Origin of the sequence: Corynebacterium sp. HMSC062E11, from assembly GCF_001811845.1 — a bacterium.
Taxonomy (GTDB): domain Bacteria; phylum Actinomycetota; class Actinomycetes; order Mycobacteriales; family Mycobacteriaceae; genus Corynebacterium; species Corynebacterium hesseae.
On sequence record NZ_KV806838.1, the window covers coordinates 18,476 to 42,977 of the forward strand.

24 protein-coding genes and 1 tRNA gene are annotated in these 24,502 nt (G+C 57.5%); 11 read left to right on the top strand and 14 right to left on the bottom strand.

What is annotated here, in order from left to right:
* Nucleotides 1-26: 26 nt before the first annotated feature.
* The 6 genes from HMPREF2822_RS11655 to HMPREF2822_RS13760 form a co-directional block, all read right to left on the bottom strand.
* The gene (locus HMPREF2822_RS11655; protein ID WP_070524809.1) at nucleotides 27-635 is read right to left on the bottom strand and encodes a response regulator transcription factor; all 609 of its coding nucleotides are present in this window, start codon (nucleotides 633-635) and stop codon (nucleotides 27-29) included.
* On the bottom strand, nucleotides 632-1,744 hold the full coding sequence (locus tag HMPREF2822_RS11660) for a sensor histidine kinase (RefSeq protein ID WP_070524812.1): 1,113 nt from the start codon (nucleotides 1,742-1,744) through the stop codon (nucleotides 632-634). The genes HMPREF2822_RS11655 and HMPREF2822_RS11660 overlap by 4 nt, the downstream gene beginning before the upstream one ends.
* Nucleotides 1,741-2,538, bottom strand: coding sequence for an ABC transporter permease (locus HMPREF2822_RS11665; protein WP_070524814.1), 798 nt, complete (start codon nucleotides 2,536-2,538; stop codon nucleotides 1,741-1,743). The genes HMPREF2822_RS11660 and HMPREF2822_RS11665 overlap by 4 nt, the downstream gene beginning before the upstream one ends.
* Before the next feature lie 11 nt (nucleotides 2,539-2,549).
* Entirely contained in the window at nucleotides 2,550-3,488 is a 939-nt protein-coding gene (locus HMPREF2822_RS11670; RefSeq protein WP_070524816.1) for an ABC transporter ATP-binding protein, read from the bottom strand.
* Between the two features lie 88 nt (nucleotides 3,489-3,576).
* On the bottom strand, nucleotides 3,577-4,419 hold the full coding sequence (locus tag HMPREF2822_RS13125) for a class I SAM-dependent methyltransferase (RefSeq protein ID WP_070708408.1): 843 nt from the start codon (nucleotides 4,417-4,419) through the stop codon (nucleotides 3,577-3,579).
* Between the two features lie 13 nt (nucleotides 4,420-4,432).
* On the bottom strand, nucleotides 4,433-4,636 hold the full coding sequence (locus tag HMPREF2822_RS13760; protein WP_154737134.1) for a hypothetical protein: 204 nt from the start codon (nucleotides 4,634-4,636) through the stop codon (nucleotides 4,433-4,435).
* A gap of 94 nt (nucleotides 4,637-4,730) precedes the next feature.
* Between HMPREF2822_RS13760 and HMPREF2822_RS11680 the strand changes: the two genes are divergently transcribed.
* On the top strand, nucleotides 4,731-5,513 hold the full coding sequence (locus HMPREF2822_RS11680; protein WP_227486307.1) for a CE1 family esterase: 783 nt from the start codon (nucleotides 4,731-4,733) through the stop codon (nucleotides 5,511-5,513).
* Nucleotides 5,514-5,531: 18 nt separating this feature from the next.
* On the opposite strand, the gene HMPREF2822_RS11685 is transcribed toward HMPREF2822_RS11680, so the two are convergent.
* On the bottom strand, nucleotides 5,532-6,830 hold the full coding sequence (locus HMPREF2822_RS11685; RefSeq protein ID WP_083306855.1) for a site-specific DNA-methyltransferase: 1,299 nt from the start codon (nucleotides 6,828-6,830) through the stop codon (nucleotides 5,532-5,534).
* A gap of 472 nt (nucleotides 6,831-7,302) precedes the next feature.
* Between HMPREF2822_RS11685 and HMPREF2822_RS11690 the strand changes: the two genes are divergently transcribed.
* The 4 genes from HMPREF2822_RS11690 (at nucleotide 7,303) to HMPREF2822_RS11705 (ending at nucleotide 12,708) form a co-directional block, all read left to right on the top strand.
* A complete protein-coding gene (locus tag HMPREF2822_RS11690) occupies nucleotides 7,303-7,482 on the top strand; it encodes an antitoxin (protein ID WP_070524820.1) in 180 nt (59 codons plus the stop codon).
* 278 nt (nucleotides 7,483-7,760) lie between these two features.
* Nucleotides 7,761-9,170, top strand: coding sequence for a TetR/AcrR family transcriptional regulator (locus HMPREF2822_RS11695; RefSeq protein WP_070524822.1), 1,410 nt, complete (start codon nucleotides 7,761-7,763; stop codon nucleotides 9,168-9,170).
* A 416-nt stretch (nucleotides 9,171-9,586) separates the two neighbouring features.
* Nucleotides 9,587-11,206: a prolipoprotein diacylglyceryl transferase gene (locus tag HMPREF2822_RS11700; RefSeq protein WP_232755704.1), complete on the top strand. Its 1,620-nt coding sequence runs from the start codon at nucleotides 9,587-9,589 to the stop codon at nucleotides 11,204-11,206.
* 401 nt (nucleotides 11,207-11,607) lie between these two features.
* Nucleotides 11,608-12,708: a hypothetical protein gene (locus HMPREF2822_RS11705; protein WP_148139426.1), complete on the top strand. Its 1,101-nt coding sequence runs from the start codon at nucleotides 11,608-11,610 to the stop codon at nucleotides 12,706-12,708.
* A 78-nt stretch (nucleotides 12,709-12,786) separates the two neighbouring features.
* Here the strand turns inward: HMPREF2822_RS11705 and HMPREF2822_RS11710 are convergent.
* From HMPREF2822_RS11710 to HMPREF2822_RS11720, 3 genes are all read right to left on the bottom strand, one after another.
* Nucleotides 12,787-12,860 (bottom strand) — tRNA-Pro (locus HMPREF2822_RS11710).
* A gap of 87 nt (nucleotides 12,861-12,947) precedes the next feature.
* The gene (locus HMPREF2822_RS11715; protein ID WP_070524828.1) at nucleotides 12,948-13,346 is read right to left on the bottom strand and encodes a YchJ family protein; all 399 of its coding nucleotides are present in this window, start codon (nucleotides 13,344-13,346) and stop codon (nucleotides 12,948-12,950) included.
* A 6-nt stretch (nucleotides 13,347-13,352) separates the two neighbouring features.
* Complete coding sequence (locus tag HMPREF2822_RS11720; RefSeq protein WP_198530987.1) at nucleotides 13,353-14,531, bottom strand: bifunctional alpha/beta hydrolase/OsmC family protein; 1,179 nt, start codon at nucleotides 14,529-14,531, stop codon at nucleotides 13,353-13,355.
* A 96-nt stretch (nucleotides 14,532-14,627) separates the two neighbouring features.
* Between HMPREF2822_RS11720 and secA2 the strand changes: the two genes are divergently transcribed.
* From secA2 to HMPREF2822_RS11745, 5 genes are all read left to right on the top strand, one after another.
* Nucleotides 14,628-16,919, top strand: a complete 2,292-nt coding sequence (secA2, locus tag HMPREF2822_RS11725; RefSeq protein WP_070524857.1) for an accessory Sec system translocase SecA2 — start codon at nucleotides 14,628-14,630, stop codon at nucleotides 16,917-16,919.
* An 87-nt stretch (nucleotides 16,920-17,006) separates the two neighbouring features.
* Nucleotides 17,007-17,438, top strand: a complete 432-nt coding sequence (gene odhI, locus HMPREF2822_RS11730) for an oxoglutarate dehydrogenase inhibitor Odhl (RefSeq protein ID WP_010186533.1) — start codon at nucleotides 17,007-17,009, stop codon at nucleotides 17,436-17,438.
* Between the two features lie 106 nt (nucleotides 17,439-17,544).
* Nucleotides 17,545-18,300: a transcriptional regulator FtsR gene (locus HMPREF2822_RS11735; RefSeq protein ID WP_070524832.1), complete on the top strand. Its 756-nt coding sequence runs from the start codon at nucleotides 17,545-17,547 to the stop codon at nucleotides 18,298-18,300.
* 101 nt (nucleotides 18,301-18,401) lie between these two features.
* Complete coding sequence (locus HMPREF2822_RS11740; RefSeq protein WP_070524859.1) at nucleotides 18,402-18,995, top strand: bifunctional nuclease family protein; 594 nt, start codon at nucleotides 18,402-18,404, stop codon at nucleotides 18,993-18,995.
* 300 nt (nucleotides 18,996-19,295) lie between these two features.
* The gene (locus HMPREF2822_RS11745; RefSeq protein WP_198530989.1) at nucleotides 19,296-19,856 is read left to right on the top strand and encodes a MerR family transcriptional regulator; all 561 of its coding nucleotides are present in this window, start codon (nucleotides 19,296-19,298) and stop codon (nucleotides 19,854-19,856) included.
* A gap of 108 nt (nucleotides 19,857-19,964) precedes the next feature.
* On the opposite strand, the gene HMPREF2822_RS11750 is transcribed toward HMPREF2822_RS11745, so the two are convergent.
* Genes HMPREF2822_RS11750 through HMPREF2822_RS11760 form a run of 3 tightly spaced genes read right to left on the bottom strand, consistent with a single transcriptional unit; the run spans nucleotide 19,965 to nucleotide 23,004 of the window.
* Nucleotides 19,965-20,807 carry a vWA domain-containing protein gene (locus HMPREF2822_RS11750; RefSeq protein WP_070524836.1) on the bottom strand — a complete coding sequence of 281 codons (843 nt, stop codon included), beginning with the start codon at nucleotides 20,805-20,807 and terminating at the stop codon, nucleotides 19,965-19,967.
* 56 nt (nucleotides 20,808-20,863) lie between these two features.
* Entirely contained in the window at nucleotides 20,864-21,718 is an 855-nt protein-coding gene (locus tag HMPREF2822_RS11755) for a 3-methyladenine DNA glycosylase (protein ID WP_070524839.1), read from the bottom strand.
* A complete protein-coding gene (locus tag HMPREF2822_RS11760) occupies nucleotides 21,715-23,004 on the bottom strand; it encodes a DEAD/DEAH box helicase (RefSeq protein ID WP_070524840.1) in 1,290 nt (429 codons plus the stop codon). Before HMPREF2822_RS11760 ends, HMPREF2822_RS11755 begins: the two co-directional genes overlap by 4 nt.
* 115 nt (nucleotides 23,005-23,119) lie before the next feature.
* On the opposite strand from HMPREF2822_RS11760, the gene HMPREF2822_RS11765 reads away from it, so the two are divergent.
* On the top strand, nucleotides 23,120-23,914 hold the full coding sequence (locus HMPREF2822_RS11765; protein ID WP_232755706.1) for a hypothetical protein: 795 nt from the start codon (nucleotides 23,120-23,122) through the stop codon (nucleotides 23,912-23,914).
* A 231-nt stretch (nucleotides 23,915-24,145) separates the two neighbouring features.
* Here HMPREF2822_RS11765 and HMPREF2822_RS13130 read toward each other — a convergent pair.
* On the bottom strand, nucleotides 24,146-24,502 hold a 357-nt coding region (locus HMPREF2822_RS13130; protein ID WP_198530988.1), incomplete at its 5' end, for an HNH endonuclease signature motif containing protein.

A 24,502-nucleotide genomic window follows, 5' to 3' on the forward strand; every position in this document is an offset into this window, starting at 1 on the left:
GCTGAAGGCGGAACCACGAAGAGGCCTCAAATCCACCCGTTTGCTTCGGCCCGCCGAGCAGCCTCGAAGCGATTTCCAGCCCGCGTCTTCGCCATGATGGCGGAGACGTGGTTGCGCACGGTCCCGCCGCTGAGGTGAAGTTGCGAAGCGATATCAGCGGAGCCGAGTCCACGGACTAACAGGCGGCATACCTCGATTTCTCGTTCGCTCAGTGGGTTGTCGGGGGCGAAGAGAATGTCCTGAGCAAGCTGCGGATCGATAACGCGCAAACCCGAATGGACACGGCGGATGGCATCAGCGAGTTCATCGGGAGGGGTGTCTTTGACGAGAAAGCCATCTATACCTGCTTCGAGAGCGCGTTTGACGTAACCGGACCGTCCAAATGTGGTGACGATAAGGCTCCGGCAGTCGGTGCTGGCGATACTCTCGGCAGCATCGATGCCGTTCATACCAGGCATCTCAATGTCGAGTAAAGCCACGTCAACGCTGTGCTTAGCGACGAGCTCCGCGACCTCTGTCCCAGAGCCACAGCCTGCAACGACTTCAATGTCCGGCTCGGTATTAAGGAGCGCGGTCAGCGCGCCGCGAACTAGAGACTGGTCCTCGGCAATGAGCACCCGGATGGCGTTCGTCAAAACTGCTTAACCTCCTGCGTATCAGGTCCTTTGAGCGTCACGCGGACTGTGGTCAAACCGCCGGCGCGCTCGATTGTGACCTCACCGCCGGCGGCTTCTGCCCGGCGGCGAAGACCTGCGAGGCCCGTGAGACCGGAAGCAAGTGCACGCGTAGCGTCTTCTGTGAAGCCACAGCCGTTGTCCATAACCTTGAGGGAGTTCTCCGTGAGTAGTACCCAGCATTCGGTAGCCCCAGAATGTCGCACGACGTTGGTGCTAAGCTCCCGTAACGCCCAGGAGAACAGATCTTCATGAGACTGTGGGTGCGTGAGGGTATCCGGAAGGTGAGTTTGTATTCCGGCGGTTTCGAGGATTCGGCGCGCAGCGTGAATCTCGCCGGCAAAGGTGGGGTTCTTCATACGAGTAACAGTCGAGCGGACTTCGGCGAGTGACATCCTTGACAGGGCGCTGATCTCCTCGAGCTCGGCAGCTGCCTTGGCGGGGTCGTGTTCGATGAGCCGACGGGCTACTTCGGATTTGAGGTTGATAGCAGTAAGCGAGTGGCCGAGAAGGTCATGGATATCGGAGGCAATATCTTCGCGTTGATGCGCCAGATCCAAATCATGGCGAAGAGCTGTCTCAGTGTCCTCGCGCTGGGACAACGCTCCGAGGACCAAGATGAGCAGCGGCCAGCCGAAGAGGATGATCGCGAGGTCCATAAAGCGAGGATTCTCGTAGATCCATGCGGGGATACCAGCAAGTATGCCGGTGAGCATAATAACCGTCGCGGCAGTCCTGAACGGTTGTGTATATGCTACGAGCGCTCCGAGATATGGGACGAAGGCGACAGCCCAGGCACCATATCCCGGAATAGATGCTAGGGCGAGTAGCGCGAGGATAACCCACCGAAGGGTGACGCGTTGATCCAAGGTCCAGCCGCGCGGAAAGAAGTCGACAGAACCAAAGGAGAGAAAATAGGCCACACAGAAAAGCACAGTGATGGCCACAGCCCAGGTCCGCTGAGCAGGCGTATAAGTGGGAAGGAACAAGACCTGGAGAAGGACAAGCAGGAGAAAGATCAACCAAATAGCTGCGAAAGCGGCATTGCGAACCTTGAAGCTACTCATCATGCTCGGTTCTTGTCGCGCTTGTGAAGAATCAGGCACAACCCGACGAAAACCATTGTCCATACAGCGATATTAACCCATGCGTACCATAGCGGGTCTTCAATAAAGAGCTGCTCGCTATTGATCATTTGGGCGCCTTCAGACAAAGGCCCACGCGAAAGAGCCTGTGCGCCGTACATCGGAGTGAATCGTCCGACCACGAGTAGCGATTCTTTTAGCGGCATGAAAACATTTCCGGCGAAGGCGAGAATGACAATAGTGGATGTCGTGATAGAGACGGTGTTTTCTGAGGGAAAGAGCATGGCACAGGCCATGCCGTAGAAGCCGAAGGGGATAGCGCAGGCGACGGTAGCAAGAAATGCTAATGCCCACTGGGTCGGTTGCATGCTTGCTGCGGTGAGTGCACCGGTAATGAAGACAGCGGCGATCGGTAAGATCGCGCGGACCGTGATATTGAGGAAATTGGAAATCCCTAGCTGGGAAGAGCGCAGGGGAGTGAGCGCCAATTGCCGGCCCCATCCTGCACGGTTTTCTGCAACCATGGAGCCGGCGGCGCCAACAGCACCTGTAGCACCGGCATAGAGCGCCATGCCGATCATCACCAGGGCAGCAACATTTCCGCCGTTAAACTCGACTTGGCCGTATTCTTGCATGGCGCCGAAGAGAATATAGAAGATGATTGGAAGGCCAACGCTGAAAAAGAGCGTAGGCAGGTCGCGACGTAGCCGCTTTAAGTCGTGGGCAGCGTAGTTGAGGGTGGTGCGAAGAGTAGGGTGCGCAGCGGTGTGGGGGCTCATGTGAAATCTCCTTATCGCGTGGTGTTACTGGATGTAGCGTTGTAGAGCTCGAGGAAGGAATCCTCCAAGCTGTGTCCTGTGATAGTGATGTCGCGAGCAGTGGTTTCGTTAAGCAGGTAGCGTGCCACCGCATCAGAGTCTCGAGCAGTGATGACCAGCCCCGTGTCTGTTTGCTCTTGGTGGATAGCTCCGGGAAGTAGGTTGGCCGTCAGCACATGTGGTACCTCGCCGGGAAAGGTGGCCCGGACGATGCGGGTGGAGTTGGAGTTGCGGATCTCTTCTGTCGAGCCATCGGCTTGAATGTGGCCCTTGTTGAGCATGATGATGCGCTGGGCAAAGGTCTCGGCTTCTTCTAGGTAATGGGTGGTGAGCACGATGGTGCGGCCGGCATCTGCCTCTTCGCGCATAGTTTCCCAGAAGTGGTGTCGGGCACCGGCGTCCATCCCCGTAGTTGGCTCGTCGAGAAGCAGCACTTGCGGATCTCCTAAGAGAGCCAGTCCGAAGCGAAGGCGTTGTTGCTCACCACCGGAACATTTGCTCACGCGGCGCGACAGGATATCTCCTAGATTTGCGCGCTCGATGATGTCGTCAAACGCACGGTGAGATGGGAAGGCCGCGCCGAGGAGCTCGAGGGTTTCCTTGACGGTGATGTTAGGAAGAAGGCCGCCGGATTGCATGACGGCTCCTATGCGTCCGCTTTTAATAGCGGTCTGTGGGCTTTCTCCGAGCACCTGGATAGTGCCGGATGTCGGTGTTGTCAGGCCCAGGATGAGATCAATAAGCGTCGTTTTTCCGGCGCCGTTCGTTCCCAGCAGGCCAACGATTTCGCCCCGATGAATGGAAAGGGAGACGTCGTGAAGCGCTTGTACAGGATTGGGCGAGGCCGCATTAAAAACCTTGCTGACGCCATTGACGTCAATGACTGGTAGGAGAGTGCGTGTTGTGCTCATATCTTCACGCTATGGTGGGCAGATATGTGCAGCGTAGACGTGGTGTCACCAATTAGACGTGACAGTTGTCATGGTTGGGGCGGGCTGGCTACTCGCCAGCGCGGGCCAATAAGAACGCATCCGTCCGATAAGGAATGCGAAGGACTTGGCCGGGGCGAAAGCCCATGTGTTCGAAGAGGTACCAGTTGAGGTTATGTGTCATGCGTTCATGGATCTTTTGGCCATTGCGAAGCCAATATGAGCGAGTATGCATAAGAGCATGAAGGCCTTCGGGGCTCAGCTCGTGTTCCCACGTCAAGCGGAGCTCTTGGCGAAGCGTCCATGGTTCACAAAAAGCGGGATAGAACCCGGGACGGTGGACATCTCCGGAATGCATGATGCGGGAAAGACGCAGGACCCACGGGTCCGCATTGACGTCCAGAGTGTTCCACACCAAGAGGACTTTTCCGTTGGGGCGGAGAACCCGGTCAAATTCTGCACAGGCTCGTTGGACGTCAACCCAATGCCAGGTCTGCGCGCAGGTGAGGGCGTCGAGGGAGGCGTCGGCAAGCGCAGTGTTCTCGGCAGTTGCACGCCAGCACGGCACCCCGAGGCGGTTTAGGACTCGGGTCATGTCAGGGGATGGATCGCTGGCGTAGACAACGGGGTTGCTTAGTGATTCAGTGAGCTTTCCGGTGCCTGCGCCAACATCGAGGACAGTCCGCGCGGAGGCAATGAGCCGTGATACCTCCTGCGGGTAACCAGGACGCACGTCATGATAGGCGTCGGCGCCGTGACTGAATGATTGGGCAGAACGAAGACGCTGCTGAACTGTGTTGAAGCTCGGTGCCTCTTTCCCCGAAGCCGGGCGATAGCTGGGGTAATGCTCGGGAACCGGGAAAGGGGATGAGGCGCTGGGGGAATCAGTTGATTCGGAAGGAGTTGGGCTCATGATGCTCCTAAATCTACCGCGGTGCTGCAGGTTCGTGGATGTCGGTGGGATGTTTTAAGGTGGACGAGGATATTTTCCCGAGGGCGAGCGTGGCGAGGCAAATGATGAGTGAAGATTCTGCAGCATGGCTGCGGTGTTCGCGCACGCTGGCTGGGATCATCTCAACCGCAGCTTGCGTCATGGCGCTGGTCTCGTGCAGCTCGCCTGAAGAAGACACGACTACTTCTCCATCAACAGCAGAGTGGAGAAGTGACCTCGGTTTTCCCGTCGCCCCTATGCTCGTTGGCCCCGACCCCGGGCACACGAAAAAAATGAAGTTGGCCTCCGGACGTAGTTTTCTCCTCCACGTGCCCGAAAACTACACTGCAGATCGATCCTGGCCGGTCCTGTTGTCCTTCCACGGTTATACAGATTCTCCGGAAAACATGGAGCAATACAGCCAGTTTGATGCGGCTGACGCCATAGTCGCCTACCCTGCAGGGGAAAATGCGGCGTGGGCTCCGGCACCTTATGCTGCTACCAGCGCGGAAGAAGACCTAGAATTCGTGCGAGCAATCGTGGACAGCCTGCGCGCGACTTATGAGGTAGACGATAACGCTATCTTCGCTGCGGGCCTGTCCAATGGAGGAGGATTCGCGGCATTCTTAGCCTGCCGTATGCCGGGGACGTTTCGTTCGGTAGCTACTGTATCGGCGGCTTATTACGAAGGCATCCATACGGATTGCTCAGACAAGCCTGTTGGCCGTTTGGATATTCACGGTACAAAAGACCCCGTTGTCAACTATGAGGGCGGCGTGCGGCACGAGACTGCTTATGCTTCGGTCGCAGAAGTGCTCGGGCAGCATCAGCGTCGTAACAAGTGTCGTGGCGACGTTGAGTCCGTACGTCTCACAAACGGTGCCACCAGAGAGACATGGACTGCCTGCCAAGCACCGCTGCAGCACATTCGCATCGAAGGCGGATCCCACGTGTGGCCTGGTGGAAACAACGCTACGAAAACTGAGGTGGGTAAAGGTTTTGCCACCGACGCGGTACTAGACTTCTTCGGTATCCCCGGCCGGCCTGCAGACACCGAGGAACACGGAGTGGCCTAGGATTGATTCCTTCGTGGACTACTCGCTCAGCGTGTAGTGATTAAAGGGGATGCCGAGGGAGCGAACCCGCGCTAAGCAGATATCTGCCACCGTTTTATAACCAGCTTGGTGCGCGGCACTGGTGGTTTCCGTGGGGGCCGGAATCTGTACGAGGTGAAAGGAGCGTTGGCCGCCATCCTCGCGATTGAGCTCGACGACGGCCTGCGCGGTGGTGCCAGAGCCAGCAAAAAAGTCGAGGACTACCGCGTTGGGGCCGCCGGCGATTGCGATGAGGTGCTTGATAAGCCGCACTGGTTTGGGAAAATCGAATACGCCTTTAACACCGAGTGCCTCTTCAGCGTCACGACGGCCTGTACGGGTTACACCGAATCGTTCCCCGTCCAGTATGGAGCGTGGGCGCGCACCCTTCTTTTCATAGTTTTTGGTATAGACAAAGCCGCGTCTGAAAACCAGGTCGTCATAGTGCTTATCAACTTTGTCCCGCCCCCAACGCCAGCGCGCGACCTTCGACTTCCCGTCGGGTTGATGAGGCCAGTATTTATCACCATTCGGACCGACGATGGGAAAGTCGAGGCTTGGTAGATAACCCAAGGTCTTGGAATCTAGGCGAACGAGGGAATAGTTACCCTTCTCATCGCGATGGTTGTAGCGGGTCGATGTCTGCGCCCCTAGATCAACATTGAACCCGGAGTTTTCCGGAGATTTAGCGTAGCAAAGGACATATTCGTGCTCTTGGACGGCATATCTTGAATCATTCTTTCCAGTACCGCCTTTTTTCCAAATGAGCTGGCTTGCAAAGCAATCCTCGCCGAAAACCTCGTTGAGGAGTAGGCGTACATGGGCACATTCTGATTCGCCGATCGAAACCACGATGGATCCTGTGTCTGCGAGTACTTCACGCGCAAGGATCAGTCGCGGAAGCATCATAGAAAGCCATTCGGCATGCCATTGACCAAAGTGCTCTGAGCGCATTTCTCGCCGTTGGCGGAAGTTGTCGCGATAAACAAAATCCTTGCCGGTGTTATACGGCGGGTCGATATAGATGACGTCGGCCTTCATACCGCGGGCAACAAAGCTCTTGAGCGCGGATAGATTATCGGCGACGGTGACTGAATTGGTGGTGGAATCCGAGCCGCTTATCAACGTTTGCCTCCCCGCAGCTTGAGAGGCAGCAAGCGCAGCGGCAGCATTCTTTCCGGGCCACACTAAGCCAAAGGCTGAGTCATCGTTTGTGGGTATTTCTAGCCCATGAGAGGGCGTCGAAGAATCAGGTTGTGTAGCGGGTCGGGGAGTTGGCTCAGAATGAGGGGAAGGCATTGTGGGCAGGTTTGTACTTTGGCGATTGATCTACGGACGAGGGTATGTGCGTTAATTATTGCGCAAAGAACTGAGCGCGGAGCGCAGCCAAAGAAGTGTGTCCTAGAGTGCACAGCAATGCTAACGAAAGCGCGCCTGCTTTTACCAAGTTGTTGAACGAAAAGGGGTAGGTGGAGGGGGTAAACGGATGCGCCGACCCTGAGAATTCTTAGAGTGCTGCTTTGGGTGGGAACGGTACGTCTCATAACTAGGGTGATTAATAACTCGTGTGGCGAAGACTCTGGTGCGTCGGTACGGTGGAGTCTCGTGATGGCTCGCAACGTGAATGCCGCGGTCGATAGTGCACTTGTTCGTAGTGTGCGGAGCCGATCGATGGGGTTCACGCCTACTGATCGGTTGTAGCCGCAGGCGTATTGACACGTTGGTAGCTAGCACGGTTAGAAACAGTAAAAGCAACGAAAGGATTGTAGGAATGGGTATTTTTGACAAGGCAAAGGACGCGCTGAACTCCGATAAGGGCGAGCAGGTTTCGGACAGCGCACTGGACAAGGGCGCTGATCTTGCTAAGGGTAAGCTCGGCGAAGATAAGGCCGATAAGATTGACTCTGCTCGCGACCAGCTCGATGATCGTATCGGTAACGAGGGCGCTTAAGTCCTAAAAATTGAGGGCGGAGGCAGTGTGCCTGGTACCCTGACGTCGCAGGAGTAAGAACCCACTGCCTCTGAAATGCCACGCTAGGCTCGCTCTATAAGTCCTGTCCACGATGTGGGCAGGACTGTATAAGTTTTGTAGCAATGTATATGTTGGTTTCGGCTGGGACATAATATGGGCGAGTTGATAGAGAAAAGGAATCTGAGAGAAACCTTTAAATCCTCCTATGTTGTGTTTATGAATATAAAATCGGTCATTTCCTAGGTAGGCTGAACACTGTGAATACTTCAGTAGGTGTGGAACAAAGTAGCCAGCCCTTTAAGCAGCTTCTGATTGAGCAAGCTGGCCGGGTCATTGCTAAGGCGGGCATCGATGAAGTGCGCCTTCGGGAGGTTGCTGACCAGGTTGATGTGCCTCTTGCGGAAGCTCAGGCACTTTTTGCTTCCGAAGCGGAACTCGTCGAGGCAACTAAGCACTCTCTCAATGATGCACTGACGTCAACTATTGATGTGCACCTACAAGGATTGCCCGAAAATGCGACCGCGGTAGATAAGCTTCGTGCTACCGCGCTGTCCTACTTTTCTTTTGCGGTCGAGGACCCATCCTCTTTTGCGGCTTTTACTGCTGTCTACGCTTCTCCCCGCACGGGATTGACGGCTGAGGACTTTGCTAGCCGTGATGGAGAGGCTGACACCTGCCCCATTATGCGTATTCTTTTTGACCTGACTAAAGACGCTATTAAAGAATCCGGCGGCACGGAGCTCGATGCCTATGGGACGCTGCTCTCCGCTCTGTCGATATTCTCCCACCTACACGGCGTTACACAGCTTGCAGCCGAAGGGATTCTGCGCTACCTCTCGCCAGCGGCGAAAAAGCAAACCTTTAGTGCTGTCATGGATACGCTGAGCGTTGGTCTTTATCCCTTTTTTAGGGGCGAGCGTATCAAGCGCGCCGAACCTTGCGGCCTGGCAGGGGAGCAGCCTGAAACACTCCTAATCAGTGCAGAAAACTTTCCGCGGGGGACTGAAGAAGAGCAGCGGAGAGCTCTGCTCCGAGGTGCCGTTGAGGAGGCTCTAGACCACGGCGTGACTGGCTTGCATATCGGTGGCGCCGCAAAACGAGCAGGACTTAGCGTCCAAGAGGCTGAACACCTTATTGAAAGCGACCAAGAGCTGGCGAGTTTCTTGGAGCGCTATTTGGACAAAATCAACTATGAGTTCATTTACCGTCAGGTAGCCGCGTTGCCGCAGGACGCTAGCGCAGTGTCGAAGATTAAAGCTACGGGCTATGGATATGTCTCGCATGCTTTGCATGACCCGCAAGGATTTGAGGCGCTCATTAAGATCGCATCCGGCCCGATCGTGCCCATGTCGTTTGAGGATGACTTCCTGCCAAACGCGAATAAAGCGGTCGAGCTTCAACGTGATTTCAGCGAGTTCGGCCGAGCCTTTGGGTTCATTATGTCTCTCGTACGCGAGGCTATCGATGAGGTGGACGGGCCGCGCACTCCATGGGTTCTTTTTACATTAGTGATTTCAGTGTGGGCTGGCGCCCACGGTCTTGCCATGCTGAGCACCAACGGGCCATTGCGTGGGTATAATTCCGATTTTATTTTTGGAATTCTGACTCAGTATATGGATATCGAACTCGGCGGCATCATGCGAAGCCTCAATGGCATGGCAGGCTAGTTCAGTGAAATGAGCGTGCGGGATGCTCAACTGAGAGTGATTCGCATCATATTCCTCCCCACTTTCTTAGAGTGAAAGTGGGGATTCTTTTGTCAATATCTGAGGGTGGCTGCACCTTGTCGGGGTGGTGTGGACGTGGGCTTTGGCTGGGCGCATTCATTGCGTGAAGGGGGTAGAAATCGGTCTGGAGCGACTAATGTTTACGGCGTGAACTGCAAAGATGTCGATGGCCGGTGTCTCTGAATGGGGGTAGCAAGTAGTTGCTCAAGTGTAGAAAATATACTCTGCAGGTTGTATGGTGGCCACGTCCGAACTTTAATCGCAAGCCTTATAAGGCTAAGCGGGTTTTCACTTCAGTTTAAGAAAGACTAACTATGCGCCCTACTCGCTCTCGCATTGTCGCCACTGTAGCGGCAGTGGCTACCTTTTCTTCCGTTATCGTTGCTCCTCAGGCAATTGCGGTAGAGGAACCGGCAGAATCTTCCTTCGTTCACGAGGAGAATGGCACTGGCACTCTTGATGTCAACGGCACTGCCTTCGACGAAGACGGCAACCTGGTTGATGAAGACAACGCTGGTGATAACGCGATTGAAGAGCTTGACCGCGACTCTCGCAACAACGACATCAGCTTTTATGACGCGGAAAACAGCAAACCGACGACGCTTGATGAGCTGAAGAGCACTGAAGCATCGACGGCTGACGCTTCGATCAAGGTCGTCGAGAAGGACGGCAAGCTGGTCTGTGAGATTTCTGATGCTCCTGGTAAGGAAGGCGAGATTCTTGAGCGCAAGCTCGACCTAGCTCGTGCATTCTATGATGGCGGCAACAAGCTGCTGCAGACCGTATGGGAAGTTATTCCTGTTGTCGGCGATCTCGTCCCGTCGGACTTCATCAAGAAGATTGGCGCAAGCTCGTGGGAGCGGATCGCTGAAATGGTCCGTGAAGGCGAGAAAGACAAGGATGTCACGTGGGACCTCGCACGTGCGCAGGGCATGGCTATCGCAAAGATCGAGAACTCCGATGCTGATGTCGATTTGAAGAACCCGGATGCGGCGAAGAAGACCGTCTCTGGGCTCATCAAGTTTGCTGATGGTGCTTTCGGTACTGGAGTGGCTACCGTATTGAAGGTTTTTAATGCCGCCGTTACGATTGCTGGCCTTTTCCCGGGCGCTAGTGCCGCTAAGGACTTGAAGCTGAGCGATACTCAGCGCAAGGAAATTGAGTCCACCCTGTCTGGTATCTCGACCGCGGCTTCTGCGTTGGCCGAGGTTAACGCACCGGCTGGACAGAAGTGTGCGGACATGCTCAATGGCAAGCAGGTCAGCGACGAAGCGCCGGATTCCACCTCGACAACCGAGTCCTCTGAGCCTTCTGAGTCCGCCGAGCCTTCTGATTCCGAGAAGCCCTCCGAGTCCACTGAGCCTTCCGAGTCGAGTGAACCCTCCGCATCAGATGAGGCTTCTGAGTCCGCAGAGTCGACTGCGCCTGAATCTACTGAGTCCGAGGCGGCCGAACCTGAGGATCCGACGGAGGAATCCGAGCCTGCTTCCACTACCTCGGCCCCTGTAGATTCCGATGATGAGGATAATAACGGTGAAGACGGGGAGCCTGGCCGTGATGGCAAGGACGGTGCCGACGGCAAGGATGGCCGCGATGGACGCGACGGTGAGGACGGCCGCGATGGTCGCGATGGCCGTGATGGCAAGGACGGCGCCGACGGCAAGGACGGCCGTGACGGTCGCGACGGCCGCGATGGGCGTGATGGCAAGGACGGCGCCGACGGCAAGGATGGCCGTGACGGTCGCGACGGCCGCGATGGGCTTGACGGCAAGGATGGCATCAACGGCCGCGATGGCGTCGACGGCAAAGATGGTAAAGATGGTGAAGACGCTGATATGTCCTCCGCTGTTGGTTACTCATTCCTTGGAGCGATTCTCGGTGGCGGTCTAATCGTTTCCATCTTCGGCGCTATTGATTACCTCTACCTGCTGGGCTACCTGCCCAAGGAAGGCATTCCGTGGCGCGCTAACCGCTAAGACCAACTCGTAGTTCCAGCCTGAGCAGAGAAATCTCAGGCAGAGCAATACAGAACAGCCCCATTGCATCCGCAGTGGGGCTGTTTGCATGAGCGATTGAGGGGTAGGCAAGCGCAGCATTGGGCCAAAGCTTGCTGTTTATAGCAGCGTGAGTGCGTATTTCAGAGCTGCCTGTGATGGCGTTTGCCCTTGTGTTGGGCTGGCACAACGAACACAGCGGTGTTGACCAGATGGTTTATCGCAATAAGAGCAGCATTCCTGTGGCGGTTCTAGGCGATGAGTAGGTCGTAAACACCGGACTATAGAGTGGGAAGCGTGACTGCAACAGTCCTTTAAGCACTAATTTCTTTTTCATGCGCCACGCCGTCCGCGGTGCCGCCGACCCATTGGAGGTGAAGTAGGTGGGCAAATCATCTCAGCTCGCAACTATGAAGAGCTCGCGGAGGCGGCCGCGCCGGTGGTGGGAAATCGGCGTAATCCTGCTCGTCGTCGTGATCATCGCCGGCAGCGTACACGTGGCGCGTAATACCGCAGGGATATCCGTGGGAGAGTTGGACCCGATTGATCGGCGCGCCTTAGAGGAGTACTCGGAATACGCCGCTGCCGTCGCAGATCGTCCGGAGTCGGCGGCCTGGCTCAATGCGGCCGCTACCGAGTTCCCCACGCTGCTAATCAGCAGGAAGACCCACTTTTCCTACCTGATCAACCCCTCCCAAGAAGTCTCTTCGCCCTTCGCTGCCCCTGTAGACATGGGCGATAACCCCGCCGGCCTCGAAGTCTATCGGTTGGACCGGATCTACCCGAGGCTGTGGCCGATTAAGATTGCCGGCGGCAACTTCAACACGGTGGGCGAGACCACGACGGTCCAGGGGAGCGATGTCTACTACCTCAAATTCGGCGAGGATAATTTTGACAAACAATTCTCCTCAGAACACTTCATTACCTTCTTCGCGCATGAATCCTTCCACTTCTACGGTCAAGCTCGGTGGGCTTTGGACTCGCGTGTCTTTGGCGAGCTCTCCCCGCATGGGGTGGAGCTGCTCGACGAGAGAATGCGGCTGCTCGATGCAGTCCGCGACGCGGGTGCAGACCAAGCTCGGCTGAGGGAACTGGCCACAGAATTGCTCGCTCTGGAAAAGGAACGCCTAGCTGCAGATCCTGACTACGTCAGCCAAGAACGCTGGATGGAAACCGTGGAAGGCACGGCTACCTACCTCGGGATAATGGCCTCACGTGCGGTGGGGTATGACTTTGGCCCGATGTACTTCGACAACACTAAGGAAGCGCGTTTCACCGACGTTGTTCCGTTCCTAGAGTCCGGGCAGATCGACAATGACTTTCTGCGCAATCGATTGCCATATGAGGCCGGCGCTCAGTTGTGTTTGCTGCTTGCAGCATTAGCGCCGAGCGGGGAATGGCAGGCCTTTCTCAATGAACAATCTCCGGATTCTCACCGCACGCTTATCGACGCCCTGGGCCACGTCCTTAGCCAAGAGAAGTAGATCCGCTAAACAGGGCCGCCAATAAACTGGGCGAAAAAGAAAGGCTGGTCAGAAAAGCTCTGACCAGCCTGGATGCTGTCGGACTAACAGGATTTGAACCTGCGACCCCTACACCCCCAGTGTAGTGCGCTACCAAACTGCGCCATAGTCCGCCGCCGCACCATTTGGTGCAACTGCTACAGATTACACCAGCGGTATTCGCTTCGACAAATCCCAGGTTGACGCGTGTTTTGAAGGCTCTAGAACTCGCCGGTGGAGTAGACCCACTGCCCGTCTTGTCTGCGGAAAAAGGAGCGTTCCCGCTGAGAGCCTTGTGCGGCGCCCTTATAGAAGGCCTCGAACTCAACGACGCCGGTATCGTCCAAGGGGCCGCCGGCGACGGTATCGATAATATCGAGGCGGTAAAAGCGGATGCCGTTATCTGCGAGGTTGAGGCGCTCAGGGCGGGTCTCTGGGTCCCAGGTACGGAGCAAATAGTCCTCGTCGCCGGTTACGAAAGCACTGAACCGCGAGCGCATCAGCGCCTCGGCCGAGGGCGCGGGCGTGCCGGCGTGGTAGCGCGAGCAGCACTCGCCAAACGTCAAGCCGGATCCGCAGGGGCAGCGGGCAGCCGGATCAAGAGGGTTGAGAACAATCATGTGAATCTATCGTGCCGCGGTTGTCACGGTGGTGGTCACCTCGACGGCGAGGAGGGAGTCGATGGTGGTGGATGCGGAGGCGTCGCCAAGCGCGCGTTGTTGATCCGCGCTAAGGGAGGCAGGAAGTGTCACCGTACGTGTAAATCGGGATTCGGACTCTTGGGTAATGTTGACGGACACAGCTTCGAGAGCCTTCGCGTCGATCTTCTGTGCCTTGCCCGCTGCCTTGATGGCCTGGGTGCTTGCCACAGCCAGTGCGGACATGAGGAGGCCTTCAGCGGTAAAACCTTGGCCCTTGCCGCCGCTTTTCTTCGTGCGGTCAGCGGTCACAGAACGGTCGTTGTGGCGTACTACGACGCCCATCCTCGTGCCCACAGCTGGGATTGCAACTGCGGAGTCCTCAGCGACCGGCGCGGGAAGGTTCTCCGGAACGATGAACTGCTCCGCCCACGCGCCAATCAGGTCGGCAGCGCGTGCGGCCGCGCCTTGCTTGGTGACGAGGTGATCAGCCTTGTCCAAGGCCACCAAGGACTTGGGGTAGCGCGTGGTGCGGAAAATGTTCTGGGCATTGTCGATGCCAACGGTCTGATCAATGGGGGAGTGCAGCACCATGAGTGGCTTGCGTAGGCGCGGAAGGTACTCCTCCGGGTTGGTCTCAGCAAGGTCTTCGAGGAAAAGGCGCGAAATGGTTAGCGCGCGGCCGCCCAAGGTGACCTCTACCTCGCCATTGGCGTCGACCTCGCCAATCTTGTCGGCGTAATGCAGCACTGAATGTGCGGGATCGAAGGGGGCACCGATGGTGGCGACGGCTTTGAGGGAACGAATGTCGTTGGCCGCCGCTAGGGCTGCGGCGCCGCCCAGCGAGTGACCCATGAGGAGCTGCGGCGCAGAATAGTTGTGGGCCAGCCACTCGGCGGCGGCCTGGATGTCTGCAACGTTTTGGCTGAAACAGGTATCAGCGAAGTTTCCCTCGGACTGTCCCAAGCCTGGGAAGTCGAAGCGCAGGGTGGCGATACCAAAGTTTGTCAGCTGCTTGCTCACGCGGGCGGCACCGGGTGTATGGCGCGAGCCGGCAAAGCAGTGCGCGAAGATGGCGAAGGCTTGCGGAGGGGAGTCTGGGAAATCGATGGTTCCGGCCATCGTGGTACCGGTGCTGGAGGGGAGCGACACGTTCACGGATTGCATGCCCACAAGGATATAAGGGCAACTGCACGCCTGCGAACCGGGGTTGACTAAAGTCGATAGAAGACCTGTATGACGCACAAGGATGGAGGAGTGCTCATGGGCGCATTCGATTGGTTCTGGAAGGCAATGGGCGCACAGTCCGAGCGCAACAATAAGAAATCGAAAGCCGTCGTCACGGCTGCGGACTCGGCGGTGGAAGAAATTGCCAACTTATCGGATGCAGACGTTGCCACCACCGCACGGGAATGCGTGAAGGATGGCAAGATTGCGGATAAGTCGCGTTTCCTCGCTGCTCTGGCCGTGGCCAGCGAACGCAAGCTCGGCATGCGCCCATTTAATGTCCAGTCCCAAGCCGTTCTCCGCTTGCTTGAGGGTGATGTCATCCAGATGGCCACCGGTGAGGGAAAAACCCTGGTGGGCGCAATGGCCGCGACTGGTTTTGCGCTGACCGGAAAACGCGTCCACCTGGTGACGGTCAATAACTATCTCGCGGCGCGCGATGCCGAGTGGATGCGCTCGCTCGTGGAGTTCTTCGGCCTCACGGTGGCCTCGGTCACCGAGAAGCTAGGCCCAGAGGAGCGTCGCACGGCCTACCTGAGCGATATCATCTATGCCCCCGTCAACGAGCTGGGATTCGACGTTCTGCGGGATAACCAGATCACCTCCCGCGAGCAGACGGTACAGGCGCGCGCAGATGTTGCGTTGGTGGATGAGGCGGACTCCGTGCTTGTCGACGAAGCCCTCGTTCCCCTCGTCCTCGCCGGAAACCGCCCGGGTGAGGAGTCCACAGGCCACATCACCAACGTGGTTTCGCGCCTGCGTGAGGATCAGGACTATGTCATCGCGGAGGATGGGCGTACGGTGGCGCTGACCGACGATGGAGCGGCGCGAGTCGAGCGCGAATTGGGCATTGATTCGCTCTACTCCGAGGAGAATATCGGCTCCGTACTGGTCAAGGTGAACTTGGCGCTGCACGCGAAGGCGCTGCTCATACGTGACATTCACTACATCATTACGGACGGAAAGCTGCAGCTTATCGACGCCTCCCGCGGCCGCGTTGCCGAACTGCAGCGCTGGCCCGATGGCCTGCAGGCCGCAGTGGAGGCCAAGGAAGGCTTGGAGGTATCGGAAGGAGGGCGCATCCTCGACACCATTACGCTCCAGGAACTCATGCGCCGTTACCCGTTGGTGTGCGGGATGACCGGTACCGCTGTGGAGGCGACCGATCAGCTACGGCAGTTCTATAACCTCCACGTATCGGTCATCGATAGAAACAAGGAACTGCAGCGCTTCGATGAGGCGGATCGCATCTATGCCTCGGTGGATGAGAAGTCCCGCGCCATCGTGAACGAAATCGTCGCGATCAACAGCACCGGCCAACCAGTTTTGGTGGGCACCCACGACGTCGCCGAATCCGAAGATCTCGCCGCTGCGTTACGCGAACGGGGGATCGAGGTAAACGTCCTTAATGCGAAGAATGACGAGGACGAGGCGCGCATTGTGGCGGAGGCTGGCGACGTCGGCCGTGTCACCGTTTCCACCCAGATGGCGGGCCGCGGCACGGATATTAAGCTGGGTGGCGCTGATGAGTCAGACCGCGATGCCGTCGTCGAGAAGGGTGGTCTGGCGGTGCTCGGCACCTCGCGGCACCGTTCCTCGCGTCTGGATAACCAGTTGCGCGGTCGCGCTGGCCGCCAGGGAGATCCGGGCAAGTCCATCTTCTTCGTTTCCTTAGAAGATGACGTGGTTAAGCAGGGTGGGGAAGATGAATCCTTGTCCGCCCGCCCCGATGCCGACGGGCTCATCGAATCCAAAAGGGTTCGTGATTTCATTGCGCACTGTCAGCGCGTGACCGAGGGGCAACTTCTGGAGATTCACGCGCAGACCTGGAAGTACAACCACCTACTCGCAGATCAGCGCATCATCATTGATGAGCGGCGAGCCAAGCTGCTCGATACCGACCAAGCCTGGCAAGAGCTGGCTGAGCGGGCACCGGAGCGTGCCGCTGAGCTTCGTGATGTCCCCGCTGAAGCCCGTGAGCGGGCGGCCCGTGAGATTATGCTCTTCCACCTCGACCAAGCGTGGGCCGACCACCTGGAGTTGATGGATGATGTGCGGGAATCTATCCACCTACGTGCCATCGCCCGCGAGACGCCAATCGACGAATACCACCGCATCGCGGTGCGCGAGTTTAAAGACCTAGCGCAGCGCGCGGTTAATGACGCCGTTGATACTTTTAAAACCGTGCTTATCGATTCAGATGGCGCCCATCTAGAGGATCACGGCCTGTCCCGCCCGAGCGCAACGTGGACTTATATGGTCTCCGATAACCCACTATCAGGGGGCGGAAACTCCGTGCTCAAGGGCATAGGAAACATTTTCCGTTGATGTAAATTGCGGAGAGGCGACTCGCGCGGGCGGCGGAGTCGCTAATATGGAATGAGTCAACATTGATCCGACCCTTCGGAGGTAAAAATGAGCGAGAATACCGGAACGCCGGAACCGCAGGCAGAAACTACTTCTGTCTTCCGCGCAGATCTTCTCAAGGAGATGGAAAACGGCACCGCGGCGGGTTCTGACGCCTCCGTTGCTGGAGCTGAGAACTTGGCTGAGGGCCAGGCACTGCTCGTCGTCAAGCGCGGTCCCAATGCAGGCGCTCGCTTCCTGCTTGATCAGCCGACCACCACCGCCGGCCGCCATCCAGAGGCTGATATCTTCCTCGATGACGTCACCGTGTCTCGTCGCCACGCGGAGTTCCGCGCGAAGGACGGTCAGTTTGAGGTAGTCGATGTCGGATCGCTCAACGGAACCTACGTGAACCGCGAGCCGCGCAATGCTCAGGTACTCGAAGTGGGCGATGAAATCCAGATTGGTAAATTCCGCTTGGTATTCATTGCCCCGAAATAAGGCAGTGCCTGTCCTAAAGAACTAGGGGAGAAGGCCGGGGGAAGCTTCCACCTGAGCTCCCCTTTTGTCATAGTGAAATCGTGAAGAAAGCAGTAGTAGTCCTATCGTGAGCGCACAGAAGTCCACCGCCGCTGCCGCAGCAGCGTCTTCCGTGGTCAAGAAGACCAAGCCTGCTAAGCAGAAGCCCATGTCTATTGGCGTAACGCTGAAGCACGTGCAGAAGCAATTTCCGGATGTGACGGTGTCGAAGATTCGCTTCTTGGAATCTGAGGGGCTGATTACTCCAGAGCGCACCGCGAAGGGCTACCGCCGCTACTACCAGAAGGACCTTGATCGTCTTCGCTATATTCTGACCGCGCAGCGCGATCACTATACGCCGCTCAAGGTTATTCGGGAACAGCTAGACGCGATGGATTCGGGGCAAGTTACCGCCATCGTGTCCTCCCAGGCCGAGGCCCTCATCAGCGCCGAGCAGCTGCGCGCGCCGGTGGTCACTCGGCTTACCGACGCCGATGTGGCCGACCAAGCAGGCACTACGCAGGAAAACATCGCCAAGCTGGTTTCTGTGGGACTGATTAAGCCGGATCCGGCGGGCTTCTTTGATACGGATGACGTGTCCATCGTGGCCGCGGCCGTGGCGCTGGAATCCTTCGGGTTTGAGGCGCGACAGTTGAAGTCGCTGCGCAATGCTGCCCGCCGCCAGGCGGACATGATTTCGCAGGTGGCAACGCCGGTGGCGCATTCGAAGTCTGATACTGCCCCGCAACAGGCCGAGGAGCTTTCTCAGCAGATGGCGGCCCTTGTTCTGTCGCTTCACGGGACGTTGGTCAAGACCGAGCTTCGTGACGAATTCCGCCCTTAAACCATACGGGCTTTTATTTCCGTAAGTTTGGCGCCGACTTTTCTACGCCACTTAACCGGCCCGACAACCATGTGCAAGGAATGTGTGTAAAAGTGGATTCCATGAACACTGAAGTATTGAAATTTCTAGGTATCCACCCCGTTGGCCCCGAAAATAACCTATGTGCTCTTTTCTATTGGGCGGAGGCGGACCGGCACGTGCCGGTCTGGGTCTCACCCATCGACGGCGCGCGTGTCCTCCAAGTACTTGAGCGGCACTTTAATGCGCGCCCAAGCACGTATGAACTGCTCATCGCCTTTGCGGATCAGCTAGATGGCATCGAGCATATTTGCGTGTCCGAGTACCGTAAGGGCGTTTTCATGGTTGATCTCCTGGATGGTACCGGCGAAGAGCACGATGCCCGCTTGTGCGACGCTCTTGTCCTCGCAGATCACTATGGGTTGCCCATTCATTTTGAGAAGGATGTGCTCGACGAGGTAGCCATTTACATTAGCGATGAGGACCTTAAAGAATATTACGGCCTAGAACGCGAGGCAGAATCCCTGGAGACGTTCCCGGAGAAGCGCATGCGCGAGTTTAAGGAGCGCCATTCCCAGCAAAGCGCGCTGGAGGACGATGACTTCGAGCAGATGATGCGTGATTCCGGAATCTCCGAGGAAGATTTGCTCGGCGGCAAAGATGGTGAAGAGGAGTAAAAGGGGAGTTTAAGCTCCCTTCCACATAATTCAGCCCTAAGCCCTGATCCCAGCTAGACATTAGAAGCGGCGCCCTCTGTGGCGTCGCTTTAGTCGTGCTACCACTGAATTTTTTAATGACACGCGTGTGACTAATGATGACAAAGTGACTCAAAAAGTCTAAAGTTCTACTAGAGGTTCACGGAGGACGACTCTTGACGCGGTCGCTGACGTGCCCTTTAATAGAAAAATAGAACTCCCCTCAAGTATCACTGGAGTAATTACGTGAGCAGTAAGAATAACCGTCCCGAGTCCAGCGCACTGCCGCTCGAAGATTTCGCAGCCAACGACTACGTTCAGGAATCCCTTTTTGATGTCGGGCCCGACGAGGAGCTGGGCTACCGCGTGCCCATCGCTTGTCAGGTAGCCGGCATTACCTACCGCCAGTTGGACTACTGGGCGCGCACGGACCTGGTGAAGCCCTCGATTCGCACTGCTCGCGGCTCTGGTTCCCAGCGCCTGTACTCCTTTAAGGACGTGCTGGTTCTCAAGATTGTCAAGCGCCTTTTGGACACCGGCATTTCTTTGCAGAATATTCGCCTCGCGGTGGAATCCCTGAGGGATCGCGGAGTTAATGATCTTGCTGAGCTCACCCTCGTCTCCGACGGCACCACGGTTTATGAGTGCCGCTCGAACGACGAAGTCATCGACCTTCTTGCCGGTGGACAGGGCGTGTTTGGCATCGCTGTCCCAGGCATCCTGAAGGAGCTTTCCGGAACCATCACTTCCTTCCCGGCCGAGCGCGTTGTGGAGGACGAAGAAGTCGACGTTGTATTTGGCCTCGACGAACTGGCTGCTCGGCGCAAGCTCAAAACCTCCTAAGGAAGCCATCCGCCGCCGCTCCTCTTAGTCACTGCAGCTCACGTCAGTGCTCTAGAGGAAGCGGCGGCTTTTTTGATGTGCGGCGTCGATGCGCCTGAAGTGTCCCGGTTATCGTGCCCCGGCGGCGTTGGCGATGGCCTTTTTGTCCTCTTGGGCATTTGAAGGGTCCGAGATGGTCTTGTAGGAGTCAGCGAGCTTTTCGAGCTCGGCGTCCTTTTCACCTTCACCGATATGCACCACGCTCAAGCTAACGCCCTGACCGCGCGCGGCTTTGACTGCCTCTGTAAAGCTTGCGTCATCCATATCTTGTTGGGTCCCAGTAGTAACGAGCACGACGCGGGCGTCTTTGCCCGTTTCTGCCTTTTGGTCCGTGGCGTTATTCAGTGCCGCGACCACGGCGCTGCGAGTTTGAGGAACGCCACCAGTGCCGAATTGCCGTACTGCGAAGGCCACGTTCTCGGCGTCGCCATAGGCTACATTCTGACGGAAGCCCACGGTGGCCGTGGCTGAAATGGGTGAGGAATAGTTCCAGAGAGCCACCTGGCTTCCCTCCGCGCCGACTGCCGACGCCGCCTCCGCCACGCCCTCGGTTACCTCATCGAAGTACGGCGCAAGGTTGTCGGAGGTATCAAGAAGGAACAACGTATTCGGCGCCACCCCTTGATCTTCCTTGTTTTCAGTGCTGGGCGTGGCTGATACCGATTCGGACGGCTGTACTGACTTCGAGGGCGTGGTCGATGCAGACGTAGTGCTAGCGCTTACACTTGTTGGTTTCTGTACGGCCGATGACTCAGTGGTTTTATCCGCCGCTACTGGCTCGCTCGAATCGGATTCCCCTCCGCGGAAGAGGAAGAATGCGCCGATAACCAACGCCAAAACCGCGAGGACGGCCACGATGATGACCCACGGTGCGATTGCATAGTTATTCTTTCCATCCGAGTGCCGGGCCATCTTTTTCCTTCCGCGCTGGGGTCTCGGGGCAGTAGAGGGCGCCCCGACGGGTCACATCAATGGTCTCTCATTGTAGCGCTCAGTGCTGCTCTAATTTGGGAGACAAGCCGCGCGCGGAGTGGCTCGGAGGCGTCGGCAAGCGCGCGTTGGCGCCGCACATACTCCGACTTTCCCTCTGGCGTTTCGATGGGGACGACCCCAAAGCCCCACTCGCGGCAGTCATATGGCGAGGCCTCCATGTCGAGCGTGCGCGCGGCCACCGCCAACCGGAAGGTATCGAGGAACAAGTCACCTGGCACCAACGGGCCCAATTTCCACGCCCATTTATATAAATCCATAGTCGCATGGACGCAGCCAGCCTGGTCGTTGTCCGGTTGGTCCTCACGGGTCAGCACCGTGAGGTTAAGCGGGCGGGCGGGCTCAGTAAAGAAACGGAAGGCATCGTAGTGCGTGCATTTGATGCGGTGCTTGTCGACGACTGCGTTCGTCCCTTCCGCTCCCAACCGCAACGGCAGGTCATGGCGAGGGGAATCGGTGTGGTACACAATGGCCCATTCATGCAGGCCAAAACAATCAAATTGGGTGGGATTGTGCGCCGTCTTTTCCAGAAGTTCCAGGATGTAGCGCACGGTTCCGCCGCGGCGTTCGAGGAAGGCCTCGGTGTCCATCGTGATGCCCTCGGCAGTGCGGCGGTAGTAGCGCCATTCGCTGTGCGGAGCGTTCCCTTCCAGGGTGACCCCTACGCCTGGGTGCCAACGGCGCAGATGAGAGGGGCGGACGGGGTAGTACTCGAAAAGGAAGTCGTAGACAGGGTGATACGAGCCTGGGTGGCGATAGCGAGCGAGGAACTCATTTGCTTCCTCCTCGTGCTGTCGCATCCGGGCTTGCCAATCCTTGGGCGCGAGAATCATCGTTGTCCAGCACTGCCTCGACGGCGGCGGTTGTTACGGCCGCGGCGGCGGTGCCCCGGTGCTTCCTGCTTAGGCTGCTGTTGGTTCGGTGGCCCGAGCGGCTCGCCCTTCGGCTTGCGCGCACCGGTCATCTGGGCAAGTTCGGGGCTGCTGGCGGGGTTGGCGCGGTCACTGATGTCGAGGTCGGTGTGGTCCACTCCGGCCTTTGCAATGAGCTTGGCCACCTCTCCGCGCTGCTCGTCGGTAACGAGTGTGACGACGGTGCCTGACTCACCGCCGCGGGCGGTGCGGCCGGAACGGTGTAGGTAAGCCTTGTGCTCGGCGGGTGGATCTACGTGGACGACGAGGGAGACATCCGCAATGTCGATACCGCGTGCGGCGATGTCCGTGGCGACGAGCACGGGTACGCTTCCGTCGGCGAAGCCCTCAATTGCCTTGGTACGTGAACCTTGGCCCTTATCGCCGTGAAGCGGCAGTGCGTTAATACCGACTCTGCGCAGCTTCTTCGCCTGCCTGTCGACTCCGTGCTTGGTCCGCATGAACATGATGGTCTTTCCCTTGCGCGCACCGAGCCGCAGGACGACGTCGTTGCGTGCCTCGCGCGTGCCGATGAAAATGAGGTGGTGCTCCATCGTGTCCACGGCGGCCTCGACGGGGGCTGTGGAGTGGGTTACGGGGTCGTGCATGAACTGCTCAACCAACTTGTTGACCTCACCGTCGAGGGTGGCGGAGAAGAGTAAGCGTTGGCCGTCTGGTGGGGTGAGTTTGAGCAGTTTGCGTACCTGGGGAAGGAAGCCCATGTCCGCCATCTGGTCGGCCTCGTCGAGCGCAGTGATGGTGATCTGGTCGAAGAAAAGCTTGCCTTGGTTGATGAGATCCTGTGCGCGGCCCGGCGTAGCAACAAGTAGGTCAACCGGGCGTGCTAATGAGCGAATGTGGTTGTTGATGTTGACACCACCGACAACCGCCAACACCCGCAGCCCCAGCGCGGCTGCGGGTTCTTCCAAGCGTTGTTGGATCTGCGTTGCCAGCTCACGCGTTGGCGCCAACACGAGACCGCGTGGGTGCGCAGGGCGCGAGACACCGGATTCGGCAAGTCGAGTGAGCATGGGAAGGCCGAACGTGAAGGTTTTCCCCGAGCCCGTGGGGCCGCGACCGAGGACGTCCTTGCCGGCGAGGGCGTCGGGAATCGCGGCTTCTTGGATAGGGAAGGGGGTCGTGATGCCCTGTTTGTCAAGGACGCGGACAACATCGCGGGGGAGGCCGAGTTCGGCGAAAGTATTCATCGGGTGGAAGTCTAGTTTGCTTCGCTGCCAGATAGAAAAGCCAGTGCGGGGAATGGGCCTAGCATCCTGCACTGTTGGCAGTAATGTGATGTAGGTCTCTGCTAAATTGATCGGCATGACGAACCCTTTCGGTAGCCCGCAACAGCCGCCCCGTGGATTTGGCCAGAACCCGCAGCACAACCAAGCACCGCCTGGCTTTATCAATCAAAATCAAGGATCTCACGTCGGTGGCCCGGCGATGCCACAGCCGCCCGAAAAGAGGCCCAGCTCGAAGACAGCATTGTGGATCGTTCTGGCGGTAGTTCTTGTATTCGCCATCATCGCAGGCGTCGCTATTTTTGCTGCAGTTTCTTTCTTCAAAGATGTTGCTGCCGATTTTGATGATGCGCCACAAGACGTAAGTGCTTCCGACAATGCCTATTGGAACAGCACATATGACTCCGATGAGGTTGACAGGATCCGCGCCTCCGAGGTTTCTGCCCCGGTGCCCGCTCCGCTCATTGACCTTTCGGACGAGTGCTATGAGGACACGTCATTCTTCGGGCAGGCGGACTATCTGGGCCTAGATGTTCAGTGGGTTCCGACGATTTCTTGCATCTATGGTCCGGACAGAGAATTCGTGGCTCAGTACACAGAGAACAAGGATGCTATACGCGATACTGAAAGCGTTGGGCTCGCCGGCACCGTCGAGGACTTCACCTCGGCCCGCGGCTCCCAGATTGGCGCTTTTAGTGAGGAAGATGAGTACGTGATTGCTGAAGTGCTTGAGGATGGCAATGCGGTTATCGAGTACGTCATGGACGGCTATGATTCCAACGGGGACGAAGCGGACTTGAATGATTTGGCCAACTATCTCGTGGGTGCGGGAATCCTTGACTCGGCTCTGGGTGGTTCGTCGGTGAATGCCTAGCTATCTTCGGCGCCGCACGCGCTTGACGACGCTTCACCCACCCCAAGTGGCCCGTCAACCCTCATCCGGTTGGTGGGTCTCGTTCTTTAAGGGCTTAAATGCACGTTGTTCCTGCCGGTATTTGAAGTGTTATCAAGGATCACCGATCTGCCCGTCAACCATCTTTGGGTTGGCGGGATCGGTGGCTGGCGGTGTCCTTTCTGCTGTTGCTGCGTGTGGTGGTTGTGGGTGTTAGCTGCAGTCGGGTGGTTCCTCTGGTGGTTGTCCTGCTTGTTCGGCGTTGAGTCTGGCTACTGCTTCTTGGTATTCGGGCATTGCGGTGATTGGTGTGCCCCAGGGTGGGATGAAGCTGACCCCGGTGTTGAGCCGGTACATGTAGCCGCGGCCGGTAGGCCTTTGCGGGTCATCATCGTTAATACCGTTGTGGTAGGCGCACAGGAAGGTCAGGTTCTTGATGTTGGTGTAGCCGCCTGCCTGCCAGGGGATGAGGTGATGGACTTGGCAGTAATCAGCCGGCTTGTTACAGCCTGGTCTTGCACATGTGTGGAATTCAGCGTGCAGGGTAAGGCGTTGTTTGAAGTTTGCTCC

Excerpts from the sequence above, each read along its gene's own strand:
- HMPREF2822_RS11660 (WP_070524812.1), bottom strand. The coding sequence starts at position 1,744 with ATGATGAGTAGCTTCAAGGTTCGCAATGCCGCTTTCGCAGCTATTTGG.
- HMPREF2822_RS11665 (WP_070524814.1), bottom strand. The coding sequence starts at position 2,538 with ATGAGCCCCCACACCGCTGCGCACCCTACTCTTCGCACCACCCTCAAC.
- HMPREF2822_RS11670 (WP_070524816.1), bottom strand. The coding sequence starts at position 3,488 with ATGAGCACAACACGCACTCTCCTACCAGTCATTGACGTCAATGGCGTC.
- HMPREF2822_RS13125 (WP_070708408.1), bottom strand. The coding sequence starts at position 4,419 with ATGAGCCCAACTCCTTCCGAATCAACTGATTCCCCCAGCGCCTCATCC.
- HMPREF2822_RS11680 (WP_227486307.1), top strand. The coding sequence starts at position 4,731 with ATGAAGTTGGCCTCCGGACGTAGTTTTCTCCTCCACGTGCCCGAAAAC.
- HMPREF2822_RS11685 (WP_083306855.1), bottom strand. The coding sequence starts at position 6,830 with ATGCCTTCCCCTCATTCTGAGCCAACTCCCCGACCCGCTACACAACCT.
- HMPREF2822_RS11690 (WP_070524820.1), top strand. The coding sequence starts at position 7,303 with ATGGGTATTTTTGACAAGGCAAAGGACGCGCTGAACTCCGATAAGGGC.
- HMPREF2822_RS11715 (WP_070524828.1), bottom strand. The coding sequence starts at position 13,346 with ATGATTGTTCTCAACCCTCTTGATCCGGCTGCCCGCTGCCCCTGCGGA.
- HMPREF2822_RS11720 (WP_198530987.1), bottom strand. The coding sequence starts at position 14,531 with ATGCAATCCGTGAACGTGTCGCTCCCCTCCAGCACCGGTACCACGATG.
- secA2 (WP_070524857.1), top strand. The coding sequence starts at position 14,628 with ATGGGCGCATTCGATTGGTTCTGGAAGGCAATGGGCGCACAGTCCGAG.
- odhI (WP_010186533.1), top strand. The coding sequence starts at position 17,007 with ATGAGCGAGAATACCGGAACGCCGGAACCGCAGGCAGAAACTACTTCT.
- HMPREF2822_RS11740 (WP_070524859.1), top strand. The coding sequence starts at position 18,402 with ATGAACACTGAAGTATTGAAATTTCTAGGTATCCACCCCGTTGGCCCC.
- HMPREF2822_RS11750 (WP_070524836.1), bottom strand. The coding sequence starts at position 20,807 with ATGGCCCGGCACTCGGATGGAAAGAATAACTATGCAATCGCACCGTGG.
- HMPREF2822_RS11755 (WP_070524839.1), bottom strand. The coding sequence starts at position 21,718 with ATGATTCTCGCGCCCAAGGATTGGCAAGCCCGGATGCGACAGCACGAG.
- HMPREF2822_RS11760 (WP_070524840.1), bottom strand. The coding sequence starts at position 23,004 with ATGAATACTTTCGCCGAACTCGGCCTCCCCCGCGATGTTGTCCGCGTC.
- HMPREF2822_RS11765 (WP_232755706.1), top strand. The coding sequence starts at position 23,120 with ATGACGAACCCTTTCGGTAGCCCGCAACAGCCGCCCCGTGGATTTGGC.